The organism is Thalassotalea coralli (genome assembly GCF_055786205.1).
Genome location: NZ_JBVVBK010000006.1, coordinates 145,906 through 162,706, shown reverse-complemented (window position 1 = coordinate 162,706; position 16,801 = coordinate 145,906). Strand labels below are relative to the sequence as shown.

Here is a 16,801-nt window from a genome sequence, read left to right as displayed (position 1 = left end):
AATACGCAGCCCTTTTGGGGACCTTATGACAGACACGCAAAAAGTGCTTATTGTCGAAGACGACAACGACATTGCCGAAAGCCTCGTACTCTTTTTTCGTCACCATCAATTTGATACCAAACTGGTCAGTGATGGGGCTGAAGTAATCGAACGGGTACGCCAATACCAGCCAGATTTAATTATTCTAGATGTGATGATCCCCAATAAAACAGGGGTAGAGTGCTGTCAGGAAATTCGTAGTTTTAGTAATGTGCCTATCATTATGTTAACTGCCAAGGTGGAACAAACCGATAAATATGTTGGTTTAGAGGCTGGGGCAGACGATTATGTGTGTAAGCCCTTCGACGTTAATGAGCTTATTTTACGGGCCAAAGGTTTGTTAAAGCGTACCCAAGGGAGTGTTAGCTTTTCCGAGTTAAACGTTTCTAAGGAACAAGCAAAGCTTGAATACAAAGGCGTTAATATTGATTTGTCAGTGCTTGAATTTAACTTGTTTTATCTACTGTATTCGAGTCCAGACAGAATTTACTCTCGTGAACAAATTCTCCATTTAGCTTACCCAGAATATCGTTATATTACTGATAGGACGATAGATAGCCACGTTAAAAAAATTCGCAACAAATTTAAAGACGCAGGCATTAAAAACAACCCCATAGAATCTGTTTATGGTGCAGGTTATCGCTTTGGCCTTAATTAGTAAGCTGATGCTCAATTTTTCTGCTCTTTTTCTCATCTTCTTTTTAGGAGGAAGTCACGCTGTTTCTGCGTCTCAAAATGCTGAAGCAGAAACAGTTAAGGTACAAACTACAGCAGAACAAAGCACAGAAAAAACAAGTGAAAAGGCGCAAACGGTCGCAGCCCAACTAAAAGCCATTCGAACTGCCTCTAAAGAAGATGAAAATAAGGTAAAAACCATCTTAGCTAGCGCATCAGGTGACGATGTCGTGCGCGCACAAATTAAGTTAATCAGTATTTACCGGCGCAGTGGTCAATCAGATCTAGCTAAATCTCTGTTAGATCAAATCTTGCTTAAGCGAGAACAATATCAAGGGAAGTTGAAGCTAGAGGTAGTGGTCAGTTGGGCGCTATATGAACGAAGCTTAAACAACTACGGGCAAGCCGCCAACATTATGGAGCAATACGGTTTACCGGCTGCTCAAGACAATAAAAAGTCTATAGCGCGAGTCCATAATTTTCTGGGATCTTTTCATCGTTTAGATAAAAAATTAGATGTCGCTGAACATCACTATATGACGGCGCTAGGGATACTGCGTGAGCTTGGCGATGAAGAAGGCGAAGCGAAAATGTACGGTAGTCTCGGCGTTTTATATGAGTCGTTAGACAATTTAGTGCTTGCCGCTGAATATCAAATTAAGGCAATGAAGTATTTTGAAAAGTCTAATGATATCGGCGAGTTAGCGGGAAATTATTTTAATTTAGGCGAGTTGTATTATCGCTCAAAAGATTATGACAAATCGCTCACATTCTATTTTAAAGCGCTTGAATACGATAAAAAGTTAAACTCCATCGAATTTATCGGTTACGACTATCATCGCATCGGCACCCTTTATTTAGCGAAAAATCAATTGGTAAAAGCGTTTGATTACACCCAAAAAGCCATCGATATTTTCAAAAACGGCAACTATTTTCAGGTGTTGGCACGTTCTTATGTGCAGCAGGCTGAAATCGATCAAGCCATGCAGAACGAAGAAGCGCGAATTGAGCACTTGTTACTGGCCGAAGAAGCCGCTGTAACAGCAAACGTTGATCACCAATTACGAGCTGTTTGGCATGCACTAGGGGTTTATTATCGCGATCATGGTGACTTTTTAACGGCAAAACAATATGTTGAAAAATCATTGTTAATATCTAATAGGCTAGGTTTACTCTTGCAAAGACTAAGTGATAACAAGCTGCTAAGTGAGCTGCACCTTGAGTTAGGTGAACATAAGCCGGCACTAGATTATTTGCAGATTGCTTTTGAACTAAATGAGCAACTCAACGATGAGCAACGCATTAAAGAAGTAGAAAAGCACAAAAGAGATATCAACCTGCTAGAAGAGCAAGTGAAAGTGGCTAAGTTAGAGGAGGCCAGTAAAGAAGCTCAGTTAGAGGTTGTCGCGCATAAAGAAGTGACTGAAAGAGTTGTGTTGGCAATTATCGCACTTGCCATTGTTTCATTGTTTGTATTTTACGTGCTTTATCAACGTAGAAAAATTGCGGTCATTTCGGCTAACTTGTACGAAGACGCCTTAAAGCAAAAGAATCAGCTGCTGGCAGACGTGTCGCACGAACTAAGAACGCCACTTACCGCACTTAAATTGCAAGTTGATGCCTTGCGTTACCAGTTGGTAGAAGATGTCGACCTGAGTTATCAAAAGCTCAGTAGTAAGATAACCGATTTAAGTAACTTAATTGGCGATATATACGAGTTGGCAGTGTCTGATGTTTATGGTCTTTCATTTAACGCCAAACAAACTAATCTCATTCCGTTACTGGATACTTGGTGTAAAGAGTTCGAGCTTTATACGGGTAATGAAGGCTTTGACTGGCGACATAAACTTTACATTGAACAAGCCAATGTTGATATCGACACTGACCGAATTAAGCAAGTACTTGCTAACCTTGTATCAAACAGCGTTAAGTACACAGATAAACCGGGTCGAATTGAATTCATTGCTAAGCTAAATCACAATAAGCTCATTATGCGCGTTCAAGATACGTCTCCAAGTGTACCAGAGCAGGAGTTAGATAAAATATTTGAACGCTTGTATCGCGTCGAAAAATCTAGAAATAGAAATACCGGCGGCTCTGGGCTCGGGCTCGCTATTTGTCAAAATATTATCCACGCCCACCAAGGTGAAATATACGCAAAGCCGAGCTCTATCGGTGGTATCGCTATTTATATTGAATTGCCTCTAATACCAACCTAATGCAATTGGTATTTACCTAATGCCACGGCAGAACAAAAATCACTCAATCGATTAGATTAAAAAGAAATTCTCTTATTCTCACTCAAATTTGGTGTTATTTTAGCTTTGCCTTAGCCCCGAGTATCCATTGACATGTTGTATGAGTTTTTTGTCAAAGCAATTTCTTTATCGAGTGACGAGCAAGAAAAATTTCTCCAAGAAGTAAAAGTTAATCATGCCGACATTTACCAAGAGTTGTTGGAAATGTTAACTGATGACCAAACCTCAAACGAGCAAGCAACCCAATATTGGGGAGAGCTGATATCTGAGCACAGTTCGCAAGTGTTAAATCCAGAACGGAGTTTGGTGGGCGAAACTTTTGGGGTATTCACGCTTACTGAGCTTATCGCAAATGGTGGAATGGGTAGCGTTTACAAAGCTAACCGAACTGACGGTCAGTTTGAACAAGTCGTTGCAATTAAGGTGATTTATTCAGCTTTGGAAGAGGTTATCGGCGAGCAAGCGCTAATTCGTGAAGCGGGTTTTATGGCGAAACTCACCCACCCAAATATTGGTAAAGTATTTGATGCTGGTCTTAGCGAACAAGGTATGCGTTTTATTGTCATGGAATTCATTGAAGGCGTGACAATTGATCAGTATTTCCAAGATAAACAGATTAGCTTAAAGAAAAAATTAGCATTATTTACAGATATTTGTGACGCGATAAATCACGCTCATCAATTACAAGTTGTGCACGCCGATTTAAAGCCGTCAAATATCCTTGTCGACAAAGAAAGCCAAGTAAAAATTCTCGATTTTGGTATTGCGAGAATGTTTAATACGAGAGAGAGCGACAACACCTCTATTTATGCAACCTATCTAAATGCGATGACCGCTGATTATGCTAGCCCAGAGTTGCTAGCTGGAGAGCGTCCTTCCATGTATAGCGATATTTTTGCTTTAGGGAAAATATTGGCTGGTTTGGTTGAACAAGCGGGCGCACCTTCACTATATAGGGCTGAGCTTGAAAGTGTTGCTGCCAAGGCTACCGCTGAAGCCAATACAGCTCGTTATCCTTCGGTCTTAGACTTAAAACGAGAAGTGGAAAGGTTTATCCATAAGAAAGTGGTCGAGGCTTACTCTGCAACGCCATGGTATCGTTTGCGAAAATTTGTGTTACTTCGTCACCCCATTGCTTCGATTAGCGCAATGGCTACATCCACTGTAATTGGTGCACTTCTGTTAAGTTTAATGTGGCAAAACGATAACCTGTTAGTGGCAAATGAACAGTCTGATTTAATGACAAAAAAATTAACGCAGGTGCTGGAGCTAATCGATCGTAGAAAAAACAATGGGGCTGAAGTAACGACAGATTTATTGCTATCGGAGAGTTCGAAAATTCTTGATGACAAAGCCTTGAGCCCTGACTCCGTTGCTAAGCTAAAATTAACGATTGCCGCGAACTACAGTAGTAGCGGTTATACGGCAGAAGCGAGAGTCTTATATAAATCGATAATTGACTCTTTTTCGGCTCTTGGAGATAAAGGCAGTGCTTTTCTCGCTGGTACTTACTTAGCAAAAATGCATACCGGTCAATACGATTTAGACCTTATTCACCCCGATACAGAACTGTTATTAAATAACCTTTCTTTTGATAAAAGTAATCCATCTCTGCCAAATACTAAAGAGCAGGCTGTGTTTTATCATAGATATCTAGACGGTGTTAAATACATTAAAAAAGATCGACAATCTAGAGTGGATGTCGCTGAAAAACACGCTGCACTACTCAGAGCCATTATCGAAAACTACTGGCAAGAGTTAACCCTTGCTGAACAAGCCGAAGTTACCGGGTTTCTCGGGAGAGGGTTAATGACTCATAATAGTTTCGTGACTAATTCAATCTATCCTTTTGAGCAAGTCGCCACCGAAGAGTTTATTGAGATTCACCAACCTAGGCTTTTAGAATCGATTGCCCTCGTTAATCAGTCAATTGAGTTACATTATCAAAATGGTGGTTTAGATGATGTTGCCAGAGGTGAGCTTATTTTGGCGAAGGATAAAAATGTCTTAAACCCAGCTGAAGCCTCCTATGTTAATGCTGAAAAAGGATTGGCTTTAAGTACACAGGTATTAGGCACTGGTCATCCTCATTTAATTAACCGTTATGGTGAATTATCAAAGTCATTTTTATATTCAGACCCACTAAAAAGCGTAGAGTTGGGATTGAAAAGTGTTGAATTAAGCAATGGTTTTAAAGGTATAAGCAGCTCACAGTATTTGTTAACACGTGACACATTACTTGATGCATTATTTTTTTCTGGAGATTTCCAACAGTATCAAGAAATTGCTCAAGAATACTTCGAGTATTACTTGTCGCTAGATAGATCAAATCAGCAGCAGGTGGCCAACTTAGTCGTGAACGCGATCAAAGAATACTATAAGAGCTTTGGCATACTTCCGAGCAATTACCAAACGCTTCTACATTCACTAGAAAAGGATGCAAAAGAGCTTCTTAGCGATAATATTGGTAGCAACGTGGAATATGGAACGCTTGCGTCTTCAGGCTTACTTGAAGACTTACAGACCATTGCAGATTCACCATTAATAGGAAGTGCTTCGGCTACTTACCTCAGCGCGTTTAAACAAGATTACCAAGATAAGTCAGCGCTATATGTTACACGTGAAAAAATTGATTCAATTTGGCGCAGGTATTTGTTTGAAAAAAATGTGTCAACTGACGATGTAATCGCTTTAATGAAATCGATTACTTGGCATCAATATGAGTTGGAGCTATCGGCATATAAAGTTGAATCCAATGTAAAGTTAGGTGTGATTTTAGCTGAGAACAACGAACTTGAGTTAGCGAATAACTTACTTATCGAAGCCGAATCGATATTAAAGACTAACAACTTTAGTACAAATAACGCGTGGCAAGTTAAGACTAGATTGCTGGAAGCCTTTATTGCCATTCAAAGTAAAGAGTACAACACCGCGTCACAATTATTGGCGCAGATTAGCGCTCCTCTTAGTCAACATTTTCCACAAAATGCTGTGTTTCAGCAGTTATTTGAATCGTTAAATAAAAAAGTATTAATCTATAATGTGGAAAAAAGTTAGTTTTACGTAAATGGTGTAAAACCCCAGTTTTAATGTACGTTGAATGTCTTTCAATTAAAAATAGAGCTAGATATGTTATTGGAAAAGGTTAAACCTCATATTGTGCTTGAGCCAAATAAAGAAGGAAGGGACTTTTTCGTCGGTGACATTCACGGCAACAAGAAAGAACTCATCGAGCATTTAGTATTAATGGAGTTTGACTTTTTACGAGATAGATTGATCTGTGCTGGCGATATTATCGATCGTGGACAAGAGTCGGAAGCTTGCATAGAAATGCTGATGGAGCCTTGGTTCTATAGCACTTTGGGTAATCATGAAGCGATGTTTTTGCTTGGTTTCAATAATGCTGATTATTGGGGGCTACTGGTTCACAACGGTGGCGCTTGGCTCGAAAAACTGAAACATGACCCTAAAAAACTCTATGCCTTAGGCCAACTCATTCGCATTAAAATGCCCATCGCTTTTTCCGTTAATAGCTCAGGCGGCACAATTGGTGTTATTCATGCCAATGCACCGTCAAACTGGCTCACATTGCACTCTTTTGAGGTTAATGAAACGTCTATTTATCCCTACCTTTGGCAACGGGTGTCGTTAGATAGTAACAAGATGCAAGCAATTGAAAATGTAGATGCCGTGGTGCATGGCCACATAACCTTGAGTGATTATAGGCAGGTTAATAATCAGTTTTGGATAGATACTAAAAGGAAGTCGGGAGCATTTACCGTCATTGAAGATAAAGAATTATTAGACCGAGTAAACAAAGACCGAGTAAACAAAGACCGAGTAAACAAGAAGAATTAAGAGTAATAAACGCGTGAGTGAATTAGAAGTACTAAAGCTAATAAAGGGCTGGCAATCAGGCGAGGCAAAGGCTACCCAATTGTTGATGAATTTTGCGTACCTAAAAATTAAAGAATACGCCCAAAGCAACCAAGAGAAGTTACCTGAGGATGCCAATACCGCGATCATGGCCATGTCGGCAACGGATATTGCGCACGATGCTTATATCAAGCTCTCACAGGCAGAATCTCAAATTTCCATAGAAACGCAACGACAATTCTATAGCTATGTAAATTCAGCGGTGAGAAATGTGTTTATCGATCACTACCGAAAACAAGTAAAGTCTCAGGCTCGAAATCCTGACAAAACACGTTTAACGTCTGCAAGCGCACTAAACAAAGCAGCCGACGACACGTTGCAAAACACCGCTATTATCGCTATGAGCAATGAAATTGAATTGTTAAGTAAAGAGTTTCCTCGCCAAGCGGAAGTACTCGAACTTAGATATTTTGCTCAGCGAAGTAATAAAGAAATTGCTCGACTACTCAATGTGTCCGTTCGCACAATTGAAAACGATCTCAGATTTGCTAAGGCTTGGTTAAGAAATAAATTAAAAGATTGAATAAACAAATTAGAGTGCTGGCCGAGAATAAGCCAGCCCCAAACCTCTTCCTGCCAAAAAGATAAAAATCATTGTGGTTTTTTGCCGTTAATACGTCTCTCAATATCTTAAGTGCTTGAAGATAACCTTGAGACTGAATTTAATCAGTTTCAAGGTTGTAATATGAATCGACGATTGAAAAAGCTTTGTTTAACTCAGTTTGTTTTGCTGTCACTGGTGGCATGTGGTGGTGGCGAAGACGAAGGCAATAATGCTGAAAATTTTATCCCCCCTATTAATATCGTAGTAAATGGAAAAATTCAGCATTCAGCGGATACTGGAAAATATTTTTCTTACGGCGATGACCATTTTGGTGGGTATGGCCACAATGCTTATCACTGTGCTGAAAATTACAATGATTATTATTATGAAACTGATAATTTCATGATTTTTGGTAACCCAGCTCTACCTCTAAGTGATTTTGAAAGTGCAGCTAAGTGGGTTGAAAGTAATCTCTCAAGCGCGTTGACCTCGTTCGGTATGAGTCAATCTGGTTACTTTGACGCGAGAGGGCGAGCTAGAATTAGCGCATTAAATCATATCCGTTTCGGCTTAGAGAGCCAGTATTATTCAAATGTCGAATACCCCGCTGATTTTGACAACATGAGCTACGAAGACCAAGTAATGTGGGCGACGACGAAAACAAAACAATTGAGTGATGAAGAAGTACTCACTTTGGTTCGTGAATATCCCTATGATGAAAGTAAGCTTGAATCAGAAGTTTTTTTAGAAGAGAAAATATACGTTTGCTTGCATGAAAACCAAGGCGCTTATGGATGGGGTGAAGGCACACCTATGGGGATCACCATAGGCGCGGAGTCGGTGAGCACATTGCCATACAATGTTAACAAAGTTGTCCAACATGAATTGATTCACACCTTTCAACATGCTTTATCTTCTAGTTATGAAGGTTCAAAACTACCTCGCTGGTTTGCTGAAGGACAGGCTGTTTACCTCAGTGGTATGAACATAGCCGAAAAACAGAACTATGGGGATTATCACCCGACTTCGGTTATAGATTTTACTGACGAGTACGGCGATGTAAGTGAAGCATATGAACATTATGGCCTAGCGTATCAATACCTTGCTGAAGCCAATAGCAAATCTGTCATTAATGAAATGCTTAAACACGTTGGCGAGCTTAGCCATAGTTGGATGGTGCAAGGCGATGCTGATTACAAAGAAAATCACAATTATGTTGAAGCCTTTGAACAGCACATTAAGCAACAAAATGGTTCGCCCCTTTCCGTTCACCAGTTTCGCGAAGATTATCAGCAAATAATGAGTGCCTATGCCAACTAATGGCAGGCATTAACGCCTAAATAAAGAAAAGGGGTGATAAAGCCACCACCGTGTTTAGGCGTTATCAAAGGAAATACGATAAGAAAACTAAACAAGTGGAAGCCACGATTATTAAGTGAATCATTAAGTGCCGTTATGAGCGAGTAGCGGGCGTTAAATATTTTCTTTTGATACTGTTTTTATTTCCAGAATTTACAACTTTCCCCCATATTCAGGAAAATGCGCAAGTTGCGCACTTTCATCTTTATCAAAAAGTTAACAACATTTATTTTTAATAGTGATAGCAATGAGTTATCAACTTTGTTAAAAATAACACATTCAGAAAAGTGCGCGATTGCAAATCAGAAATATGCGCGATTTGCGCACTATTAAATTGTTATGCAGCAAGGAGAATTCAGCATGGAGAGCAAGCCTCCAGCTTTAATAGAACAAATAGAGTGGCTTAGAGTAAATTTTTCGAAATACATACTGCATATTGCTTTAGCTGGTTCGTTGTATTTTGGCTTTGTAACTAAGAATGAATTATCCAAGTTAGAAATTTCATCTAAAGAAGAAATAGAAACCTTGAAAAGTAGGCTCATAGATTATCAAGGGTGTAGAACGGTATCTCCTTTTGGAGATAAACCCTTAAAAGTTAAGTTTTTAGATGGGCACATTGCTTACGTAAACAGCTACTCGGCTGCAATGCCATCCGAAAACGCAGACTATAGAAGTCCAGAGTACCTATCTACATATTTCTTAAGGCAGCAGCAATACTTAAATTATCTTCAGTCAATCATTTTTTCTGAGTTGGAAACTATGAACAGTGATTACGTCCGCAGGAATAGAGAATTAGTTTCGGAAAAAATAAAACATGAAGTTAATATTAAAATTGCTCCTTTAGAACTTGAAATGATTCAGTTCGAATTGTTGGAAATTTGTTCTATAGAGTAGTTTTGCTGCATAACAAGGCCATCATGGCAATTGGACGCATAACGCTTGGCTTGCGTTCCTTCGTCACTAAATTTAGCCAAGCATTTATGCGCCTCATATGGCGGCGTTATATTTACAAGCGAGGCTTCGAATATCTCATGGACGACATTTTTAATATTGCCGCAGCTGTTATAGCTTCCATAGGTGTAAGTGCAACTATAATTTTTGCTTTATCATCATGGCTTGGAAAGGTATGGGCAAGTAGAATTCTAGAAGATGAAAAGCATAAATTAGGTGTTCAACTTGAAAAAACAAAGAAAGAATTGGAGATTGTCAAAGAAAAAACACTACGCTTTCAAAATGATAAACTCATAATTTATCGTTCTGTAATAGATATTATTTCTAGCCTATTAGCTTCAATGGATGCTCACCAGATGGGGAAGCTTTCACCTGAAGAAGCGGATATAGCATTTCATTCCTTTAACGAAAAACGAATTCAAGTATATGGCTATTTGGCAATGCTTTCACCTCAAAGTGTTATGGACGCCCAAGACGATCTAATAGATTATTTATTATTAATTACTAGTGGTTCATCTACATACGACTGGAATACAGTAAGAGAAAAAGCATTACATTTATTAAACACTGTACGTAAAGATATTGGAATTGATTCTTCTGAAATATCTTACAACGGTCAACTGTAAATATAACAAGCCATTAAACAAGGACTTAAAACTGTTTGCTGTTTTTCGATCCTCAAATATTTTAGCAAACAATTTTAAGCCCATTAATGGGGCGTTAGCAGTAATACGGAGAGTTGGTGAATAAGCAGGATATTAAGATCTATTTCGGTACTGAAATGGCAAACCTATATGATTTGGGCTACATCACAACAGACTTATACCAAATATTCGCTTTTTCTGACTTGTTAGAGCAAAAAGAATCTGAAAAGGTAGAAAAATATTTTGGTGAAAAATCCAGACCATTCAATCGATATTTAACGGTACTTGATAAGTATAAAAAAGATTCATCAATTGTAGATGTAAAGAAAGGCTCTATTGAGCTTTTGGTAGCAAATGCCCCATTAATCGCGGCAATTGTAATGCCACTGGTCGCTATTAAAGTTCAAGGATACTTCGCTGAAAAAGGTAGACAAATTCAATTTGAATTAAGTCCTACTGACCCAGCCCTTAAAAGAATTATGGATTCTTATGAAGCAGGTGATTTCGGTGATGGACGAGATGGTTTAGAAACGCTTTTTAGTATTTTACAGCAGAGAAATTACTCGGTTAGCTTAACAGGTCAAGATGCTTATAGTATTGAGCATGTTGTAGATAAATATGCTAAAAGAATAGTAAAAACAATTGATAAGCATATGCTCAATTAAATTACTGCTAACAAGCTGTTCAAGCGGGACTGCTAAAGTTTGGCTCGGTTTCGCTTCGCTACACATTTTAGCCAAACATTACCAGCCCCTTAACAGGGCGTTATATGCAATAAGAGAAAAGGAAATGAATCCACTAAAAAAATCAAAAAGGAATCTCAAGCGTAAAATTGCCAAAACAACTCGTATACCAACAACGAAATCAGGCAGAAAACGAAAAGCCAATAAAATTCAAAACCAAGCTATGGGTTGGTTAATACTTATTGGTGTAATACTTTATGTCATTGGTGGCGAGTCAAACGCTGCAAGCATTATTGGTTTAAATTAAAGTGAGCATTTATAAATTTCAGCATATAACAAACTGCTCAATGATCGGCCAAGGGAACCTTGGCCTGGACAGCCACTGCTTCGCAGCGTCTGCCCATTAGCAGGGCGTTAGGGTTACCTGAAGTAAGGAGTTTAATTCATGGGACGAAAAATTTATAAATATATTGGTCCAGATATACTAGATATATCTTTCAGCAGAGAAAACTTCTGTAGTCTCAAGTGCTCTTACCCTAAAGATTATAATGACCCTTATGAGCTATTTTTAACGGTGGATTTTGAAGATGATCCTCAACTTTTAGCTTTTTACAATGATGTAATCATCGAAATACCTCAAAATCCAACTACGTGTTTTTCTAACTCGCCTTGCGTTACACCTATGTGGGCTCACTACGCCCACAATTCAAAAGGGTTTGTTTTAGAAATTGACGAAGAACTTTTACTGCGAGAGCTTGAACCTATTGCCATAGATGACGTTGAGTATAGGGACACCCCAAAACCTGAACTATCGGGAATGTTGCAACAAGCATGTTATATCGGTAAACCTAGATATTCTATGTTCCTCAGAAATGGTGTATTAAAATCTGCATATTTTTCCAAAAACACTTGTTGGAGTTACGAGTTAGAAAGGCGTTTAGTTATTTCTGATGATCTAACTGAGACTATTGATGAAAATATGTTGTTATTTATTCCAACTTCTTGCGTCACATCAATTATTTCAGGACCCAGAGTAAAAGAAGAGTTTAAGCTAAAAGCTAAAGAACTTAGCATTAATATCGGTGCCAATTACTTTGATACTGTAATTGGAAAAACCACATCCAATCCATATTTTATTGGGAGTGATTCAAAAACCTATTTATACGAATCAAACCAAATTGAATTAGCTGAAAATTCATGTGTAAGCTGTAAAGAAGTTTTATCCTCAAATAAAGAAAAATGCTCATGGTGCAGCATTACTGAGCAAGACCAAGAAAATGCAGCAATGACCAATCCACTTCGTATATTCCATGAAGCAGGAATACTAGGACAGTATATTGATTCATTTAACAGTATAGGTAAAAAGTAACCCCAACAAACTGTTCAAGTGGGACTGCTAAAGTTTGGCTCGGTTCCGCTTCGCTTCACAAGTTTAGCCAAGCGTTTATCAGCCCCTTATTGGGGCGTTATGTTTAAAGGCATGATTCGATATTTAATTCTAAGTTTAGGTTTATTTGTTTCTGGTTGTTCTCTATTCATCATTGGAGATAATGTAGCGATTGCAACAGGTGAAGTTGATGGTAAATGTACTCTTACGTTTGAACCAGTAAACCTAGTTAAACCTCAAGATTATTATTATCGTGAAGTTAATGGCAATTTTTCAGAAAGTTTTACTATTTCACCTAAAGCAGAAAAATACAATTTATCCGTAACCTGTCAGGGTAAATTAATTCTATCAACTTTGGTTAAATATCCTGAAGAAGCTGGTAAGCTCCAATTAGGTAAGTTAGTAATTTAAACATAACAAGCCAATTAAGTGCGGGACTGCTAAAGCTTGGCTCAGTTCCGCTTCGCTACACAAGTTTAGCCAAGCTTTATCCGCCCCATAACAGGGCGTTATGTTTCAATGTTATGAATTTTAGAATTGTGAGTTTATCAACTATATTAATTTCTTTTTCGTCATTAACATGTGACAAAGAAGCGGCTTTTAATATAGGTTTTGAAAAAATACATAGTAAATATTCTGAGTTTAAGAATAAGCGAAATATATTCACAATTGAGAATCGAGGAGACATTTGGTTAGTGTTACGCAAAGACGAAATGTTTGTTAATAAGCCTGGCGAGTATCCAAGAGTAAGTATTAAAAAAACAACATGTAAGGCTAGTTCTGTATTTTGGTCAAAATAGAAACATAACAAGCCAATTAAGTGCGGGACTGCTAAAGCTTGGCTCGGTTCCGCTTCGCTACACAGTTTAGCCAAGCATTTACCAGCCCCTTATTGGGGCGTTATGTTTACCTCTATGACGGATAGAACTGAGTTAATAAAAGGAATAGCTCAAATTGGAGCTAATTACATCGACTATAAGAACGAAATTCAGCAATATCCTTGGGATTGCGATTCTGAATTGTATTTTCTTACTAAACAAGATTTGATGTCTGTTTTTAGACGCTTCTTATCTGGTGAGTTAGATAGTACCGCCATTGATGATTGGGCAAACTTTCTAGAGTGTAGAGATGATCTTGGTTATCAATTTGAATACGAAGAAGAATTGAAGGAAATGATTTTTCTTTTAGCCAATTCAGAAATCAATTTCAGCATTGATACCGATTTGATTACTCGACTTTTATGGCAGGTTCAAGCATTGTAAACATAACAAGCCAATAAAGTGCGGGACTGCTAAAGCTTGGCTCAGTTCCGCTCCGCTTCACAGTTTAGCCAAGCATTATCAGCCCCTTATTGGGGCGTTATGTTTACAGGAGGTAGCTTTGGCATTTGACATGTATTCAGGTACGAAAAATGAATCAATTGCTCACTATGAAGAATTCATCTTTTCTTATGTAAATCAATCTAATGAATTTCCTGAATTAAAATTGATATGTGAAAGTTATTATCGTGATCCTAAATTAACTCCGGCGCAATCAAATAAAATCGTACACGAGTTAATCCATTTAAAGACGCTATTACAAAATAATCAAGAACAGAAAGTAGTTGATCGTTTATTACTGTTCTTTAGTTATTCATACCTTCATAATGAAAATGTTCGTTGTGAGAGTGACTAGTAAACATAACAAGCTGTTTAAGGCATGGACGTCAAACGCATGGCTGATGTTCGTTCCTCACAATTATAGCCATGCATTTTCGGCCCCTTAACAGGGCGTTAGGCAAAAAGCGTAATGAACCAATGATTATTACTGAACAAGATATTCACGCTGTAGAAAATGTTCTAGAAGAAATTGAAGAACATCGAAAATTAGATGACGATGAAAGTGATGAACACCCTGTGCCACAGGACCCTGTGCTTTTCGCAGAGCGACCTCATTTACTAATGGCTTCTGGTTACGATGAATTTAGGGCGTTTAATATTGATGCAATAGATTTGATGGAGCGCAATAATTTTTCGCAATCAATAGAAAATCAGTACGGCTTTACAAACTTTCATGCAGCATATGATCTTGAAAGTATTTATAGAGACGGACAGAGTGGAGCTTGGTATTGGTATGAGGGAATTATGGAAAAGGGGCTTCATCTTGTGGGGCCCGAAAATGATAAGCACAGATATATTTCAATAGATCAATGGCTTAAGAATCTAAAGAAGTTAAAAGAAAATCCAGATTCAAACGGAAGGTCTCTATGGCTTCCTGAAATATGGACCCCAAGTAACCAGCTTAAACAAAAAGATGCGCTTGATTTAACTACGAGAAGTTTGGTCCATGAGATTCATCGTCAAGAAAAAGACCTTCGGGATATTCATTGGAGGCAACTTGAGGAGCTAGTTGCTGAGTTGCTTAAATCGAAGGGCCTTGAAATCCATGTGACACCAAGGTCTTCAGATGGAGGTAGAGATATTATTGCCCGTGGAGAACTTATTCCTGGTGAACCTACAGTTCTTGCTGTTGAAGTTAAGCAAAAACCTGTTGTTGGGCTATCAGATGTTCAGCGTGCCCTCCGAGCAAATGAGGACTTTCCGCTCATAATGATGGCAACAGCAGGTCGATTTTCTGCAGGCGTAGTCAAAGAGCGCAATCGAAATAGGAATCAAATGCGCCTTTTCTTAAAAGACGGGGTGGCATTAACTCAATGGATTGAATCTTACATGAGGGGAATTGCCTAACAAGCAAAGGCAACGGATGCTGCGCACCGCTGCTTTGGGCGTTAGCTATAGGGAGTAATAATGAGAGTTTTGCTCTACTTTATATTGATTTGTCTGATATCGTGTAGCGAAAATTATCAAATGACTACTGTAAGTTATGAGAACTTAACAAAGCATCAAAATTTTATATTAGCGAGCAAATGTGGAGATCAAGTTGTAGCTATAAAGATAGAAGGCTATGGAAACTCTGCGGGATCATCGGTTGTACATCTGATGCTAAACGATGAAGAGTATAAATCTGAAACCCTAGATGGTGAGTTTGATTTTAAATGGTCTGGCGACTGGTACAGTGAACAGGCTATTATTAAATACACAGGAAATTCTGATAGCGTAACTAATTTAACTTTGAGCTACAGAATGGAGTGTATATAACTAACAAGCCAATTAAGTCCGGGACTGCTAAAGCTTGGCTCAGTTCCACTGCGTTACACAATTCAGCTAACTATTAAAAGCCTGAATGGGGCTTGTCGTTTGTATTTGTGAGTTAACATGGTTTATATGTTTTCTACTAACGTCTTGCTCAAAGCCAAACTAACTAAGATAGATTTAGTTCCGCCAACAGAAATTGATTAAATAACTGCAATCTTTTAGGCAGTAATTGATCAGCTGGCCTAAGTGAGTACAAGTTTAACTCTTTAGTAGAATATTCAGGCAATAAGGGGGTTAGCTCCCCAGCTTCTATATGTTGTCCGACAACAAAGTCTGGAACAACAGCGATACCAACATGCGACAACAAAGTGTCTTTTAATAGCATACTGTTGTTAGATTTAAGGTGCGCATTAACATGGACGTTAGTCGTTTTGCTATTCTTTGAAAATATCCATTGGGTACTACCACCATCTTGAGAAAAAACTAGGCATTTATGGTTAATTAAATCTTCAGGAGTTTTTGGTACTGAATGAGCTTCGAGATAGGTGGGGGACGCACAAACGACAAATCTGTAACTTTTTAATTTCTTGCATAAAAGGGAGCTATCTTCAAGTCGACTTGCTAACCGTAATACCAAATCATATTCACCTTCAAAGACATTCACATACTCATCGGTCATATGAACATTAAGTGTAATATCAGGGTATTGGCTCATAAACTTCGCTGAGATCGCGGAAAAAACACCTAACCCCCAGCTCATAGGTACGCCTATTTTAATATTACCTTGCGCCTTAAACTGAGCATCGGTTACTTCATCTGATAACAATTCCCATTGCTCTAGCATTTTCAGCGCATACTGATAGCATCGTTTTCCGTTATCTGTTACTTGTAAATGCCTTGTGCTTCTTACAAATAGTTTTGTTTTTAATTCTGTCTCTAAACGGTCAATTGATTTCGATACTCTGGCAACAGATAAATTGAGTTGCTTAGCGGCGGCAGTAAAGTTACCAAACTCAACAACCTTCTTTAAAACTCTTAGGCTTTCTAGCTGATTAATTTTGCTCAAAATAGTGGTTACGCTGATTAAGTGATTTACCTTTTATAATTAACAAAAAGTTAATAATCATTCAATTTAAATGGCTATTATCCTCGCCAATGCTTTGTGAAAAAATGCCGTTGTATTCAACTTAA

Annotated in this window: 16 protein-coding genes; 15 read left to right on the top strand and 1 reads right to left on the bottom strand. The window is 38.3% G+C overall.

Annotated features, from left to right (window positions below; genetic code table 11):
• Positions 1–25: 25 nt before the first annotated feature.
• The 15 genes from ACOB80_RS15660 (at position 26) to ACOB80_RS15590 (ending at position 15,613) form a co-directional block, all read left to right on the top strand.
• The gene (locus tag ACOB80_RS15660; RefSeq protein ID WP_473166796.1) at positions 26–697 is read left to right on the top strand and encodes a response regulator; all 672 of its coding nucleotides are present in this window, start codon (positions 26–28) and stop codon (positions 695–697) included.
• On the top strand, positions 666–2,933 hold the full coding sequence (locus ACOB80_RS15655; protein ID WP_473166795.1) for an ATP-binding protein: 2,268 nt from the start codon (positions 666–668) through the stop codon (positions 2,931–2,933). The genes ACOB80_RS15660 and ACOB80_RS15655 overlap by 32 nt, the downstream gene beginning before the upstream one ends.
• 132 nt (positions 2,934–3,065) lie before the next feature.
• On the top strand, positions 3,066–6,029 hold the full coding sequence (locus ACOB80_RS15650) for a serine/threonine-protein kinase (protein WP_473166794.1): 2,964 nt from the start codon (positions 3,066–3,068) through the stop codon (positions 6,027–6,029).
• A gap of 72 nt (positions 6,030–6,101) precedes the next feature.
• A complete protein-coding gene (locus tag ACOB80_RS15645; protein WP_473166793.1) occupies positions 6,102–6,830 on the top strand; it encodes a metallophosphoesterase in 729 nt (242 codons plus the stop codon).
• Between the two features lie 13 nt (positions 6,831–6,843).
• The gene (locus ACOB80_RS15640; protein ID WP_473166792.1) at positions 6,844–7,431 is read left to right on the top strand and encodes an ECF-type sigma factor; all 588 of its coding nucleotides are present in this window, start codon (positions 6,844–6,846) and stop codon (positions 7,429–7,431) included.
• 162 nt (positions 7,432–7,593) lie between these two features.
• Entirely contained in the window at positions 7,594–8,772 is a 1,179-nt protein-coding gene (locus ACOB80_RS15635) for a hypothetical protein (RefSeq protein ID WP_473166791.1), read from the top strand.
• Positions 8,773–9,171: 399 nt separating this feature from the next.
• A complete protein-coding gene (locus ACOB80_RS15630; RefSeq protein ID WP_473166790.1) occupies positions 9,172–9,705 on the top strand; it encodes a hypothetical protein in 534 nt (177 codons plus the stop codon).
• Between the two features lie 23 nt (positions 9,706–9,728).
• Positions 9,729–10,388, top strand: coding sequence for a hypothetical protein (locus tag ACOB80_RS15625; protein ID WP_473166789.1), 660 nt, complete (start codon positions 9,729–9,731; stop codon positions 10,386–10,388).
• 116 nt (positions 10,389–10,504) lie between these two features.
• Positions 10,505–11,071 (top strand): hypothetical protein, encoded by a 567-nt coding sequence (locus ACOB80_RS15620; RefSeq protein ID WP_473166788.1) that lies wholly within the window; start codon positions 10,505–10,507, stop codon positions 11,069–11,071.
• 124 nt (positions 11,072–11,195) lie between these two features.
• Positions 11,196–11,396 (top strand): hypothetical protein, encoded by a 201-nt coding sequence (locus ACOB80_RS15615; RefSeq protein ID WP_473166787.1) that lies wholly within the window; start codon positions 11,196–11,198, stop codon positions 11,394–11,396.
• Between the two features lie 138 nt (positions 11,397–11,534).
• Positions 11,535–12,458, top strand: a complete 924-nt coding sequence (locus ACOB80_RS15610; protein WP_473166786.1) for a DUF2971 domain-containing protein — start codon at positions 11,535–11,537, stop codon at positions 12,456–12,458.
• Positions 12,459–12,476: 18 nt separating this feature from the next.
• On the top strand, positions 12,477–12,887 hold the full coding sequence (locus ACOB80_RS15605; protein WP_473166785.1) for a hypothetical protein: 411 nt from the start codon (positions 12,477–12,479) through the stop codon (positions 12,885–12,887).
• A gap of 491 nt (positions 12,888–13,378) precedes the next feature.
• Entirely contained in the window at positions 13,379–13,738 is a 360-nt protein-coding gene (locus ACOB80_RS15600) for a hypothetical protein (RefSeq protein ID WP_473166784.1), read from the top strand.
• Positions 13,739–14,221: 483 nt separating this feature from the next.
• Positions 14,222–15,202 carry a restriction endonuclease gene (locus ACOB80_RS15595; RefSeq protein WP_473166783.1) on the top strand — a complete coding sequence of 327 codons (981 nt, stop codon included), beginning with the start codon at positions 14,222–14,224 and terminating at the stop codon, positions 15,200–15,202.
• A 120-nt stretch (positions 15,203–15,322) separates the two neighbouring features.
• Complete coding sequence (locus tag ACOB80_RS15590; RefSeq protein WP_473166782.1) at positions 15,323–15,613, top strand: hypothetical protein; 291 nt, start codon at positions 15,323–15,325, stop codon at positions 15,611–15,613.
• Positions 15,614–15,776: 163 nt separating this feature from the next.
• Here ACOB80_RS15590 and ACOB80_RS15585 read toward each other — a convergent pair whose 3' ends face one another.
• Positions 15,777–16,676, bottom strand: a complete 900-nt coding sequence (locus ACOB80_RS15585; RefSeq protein WP_473166781.1) for a LysR family transcriptional regulator — start codon at positions 16,674–16,676, stop codon at positions 15,777–15,779.
• Positions 16,677–16,801: the final 125 nt, after the last annotated feature.

Coding starts and splice junctions, on each gene's coding strand:
- ACOB80_RS15660 (WP_473166796.1), top strand. CDS start 26: ATGACAGACACGCAAAAAGTGCTTATTGTCGAAGACGACAACGACATT.
- ACOB80_RS15655 (WP_473166795.1), top strand. CDS start 666: ATGGTGCAGGTTATCGCTTTGGCCTTAATTAGTAAGCTGATGCTCAAT.
- ACOB80_RS15650 (WP_473166794.1), top strand. CDS start 3,066: ATGTTGTATGAGTTTTTTGTCAAAGCAATTTCTTTATCGAGTGACGAG.
- ACOB80_RS15645 (WP_473166793.1), top strand. CDS start 6,102: ATGTTATTGGAAAAGGTTAAACCTCATATTGTGCTTGAGCCAAATAAA.
- ACOB80_RS15635 (WP_473166791.1), top strand. CDS start 7,594: ATGAATCGACGATTGAAAAAGCTTTGTTTAACTCAGTTTGTTTTGCTG.
- ACOB80_RS15630 (WP_473166790.1), top strand. CDS start 9,172: ATGGAGAGCAAGCCTCCAGCTTTAATAGAACAAATAGAGTGGCTTAGA.
- ACOB80_RS15625 (WP_473166789.1), top strand. CDS start 9,729: ATGGCAATTGGACGCATAACGCTTGGCTTGCGTTCCTTCGTCACTAAA.
- ACOB80_RS15615 (WP_473166787.1), top strand. CDS start 11,196: ATGAATCCACTAAAAAAATCAAAAAGGAATCTCAAGCGTAAAATTGCC.
- ACOB80_RS15610 (WP_473166786.1), top strand. CDS start 11,535: ATGGGACGAAAAATTTATAAATATATTGGTCCAGATATACTAGATATA.
- ACOB80_RS15600 (WP_473166784.1), top strand. CDS start 13,379: ATGTTTACCTCTATGACGGATAGAACTGAGTTAATAAAAGGAATAGCT.
- ACOB80_RS15595 (WP_473166783.1), top strand. CDS start 14,222: ATGCATTTTCGGCCCCTTAACAGGGCGTTAGGCAAAAAGCGTAATGAA.
- ACOB80_RS15590 (WP_473166782.1), top strand. CDS start 15,323: ATGACTACTGTAAGTTATGAGAACTTAACAAAGCATCAAAATTTTATA.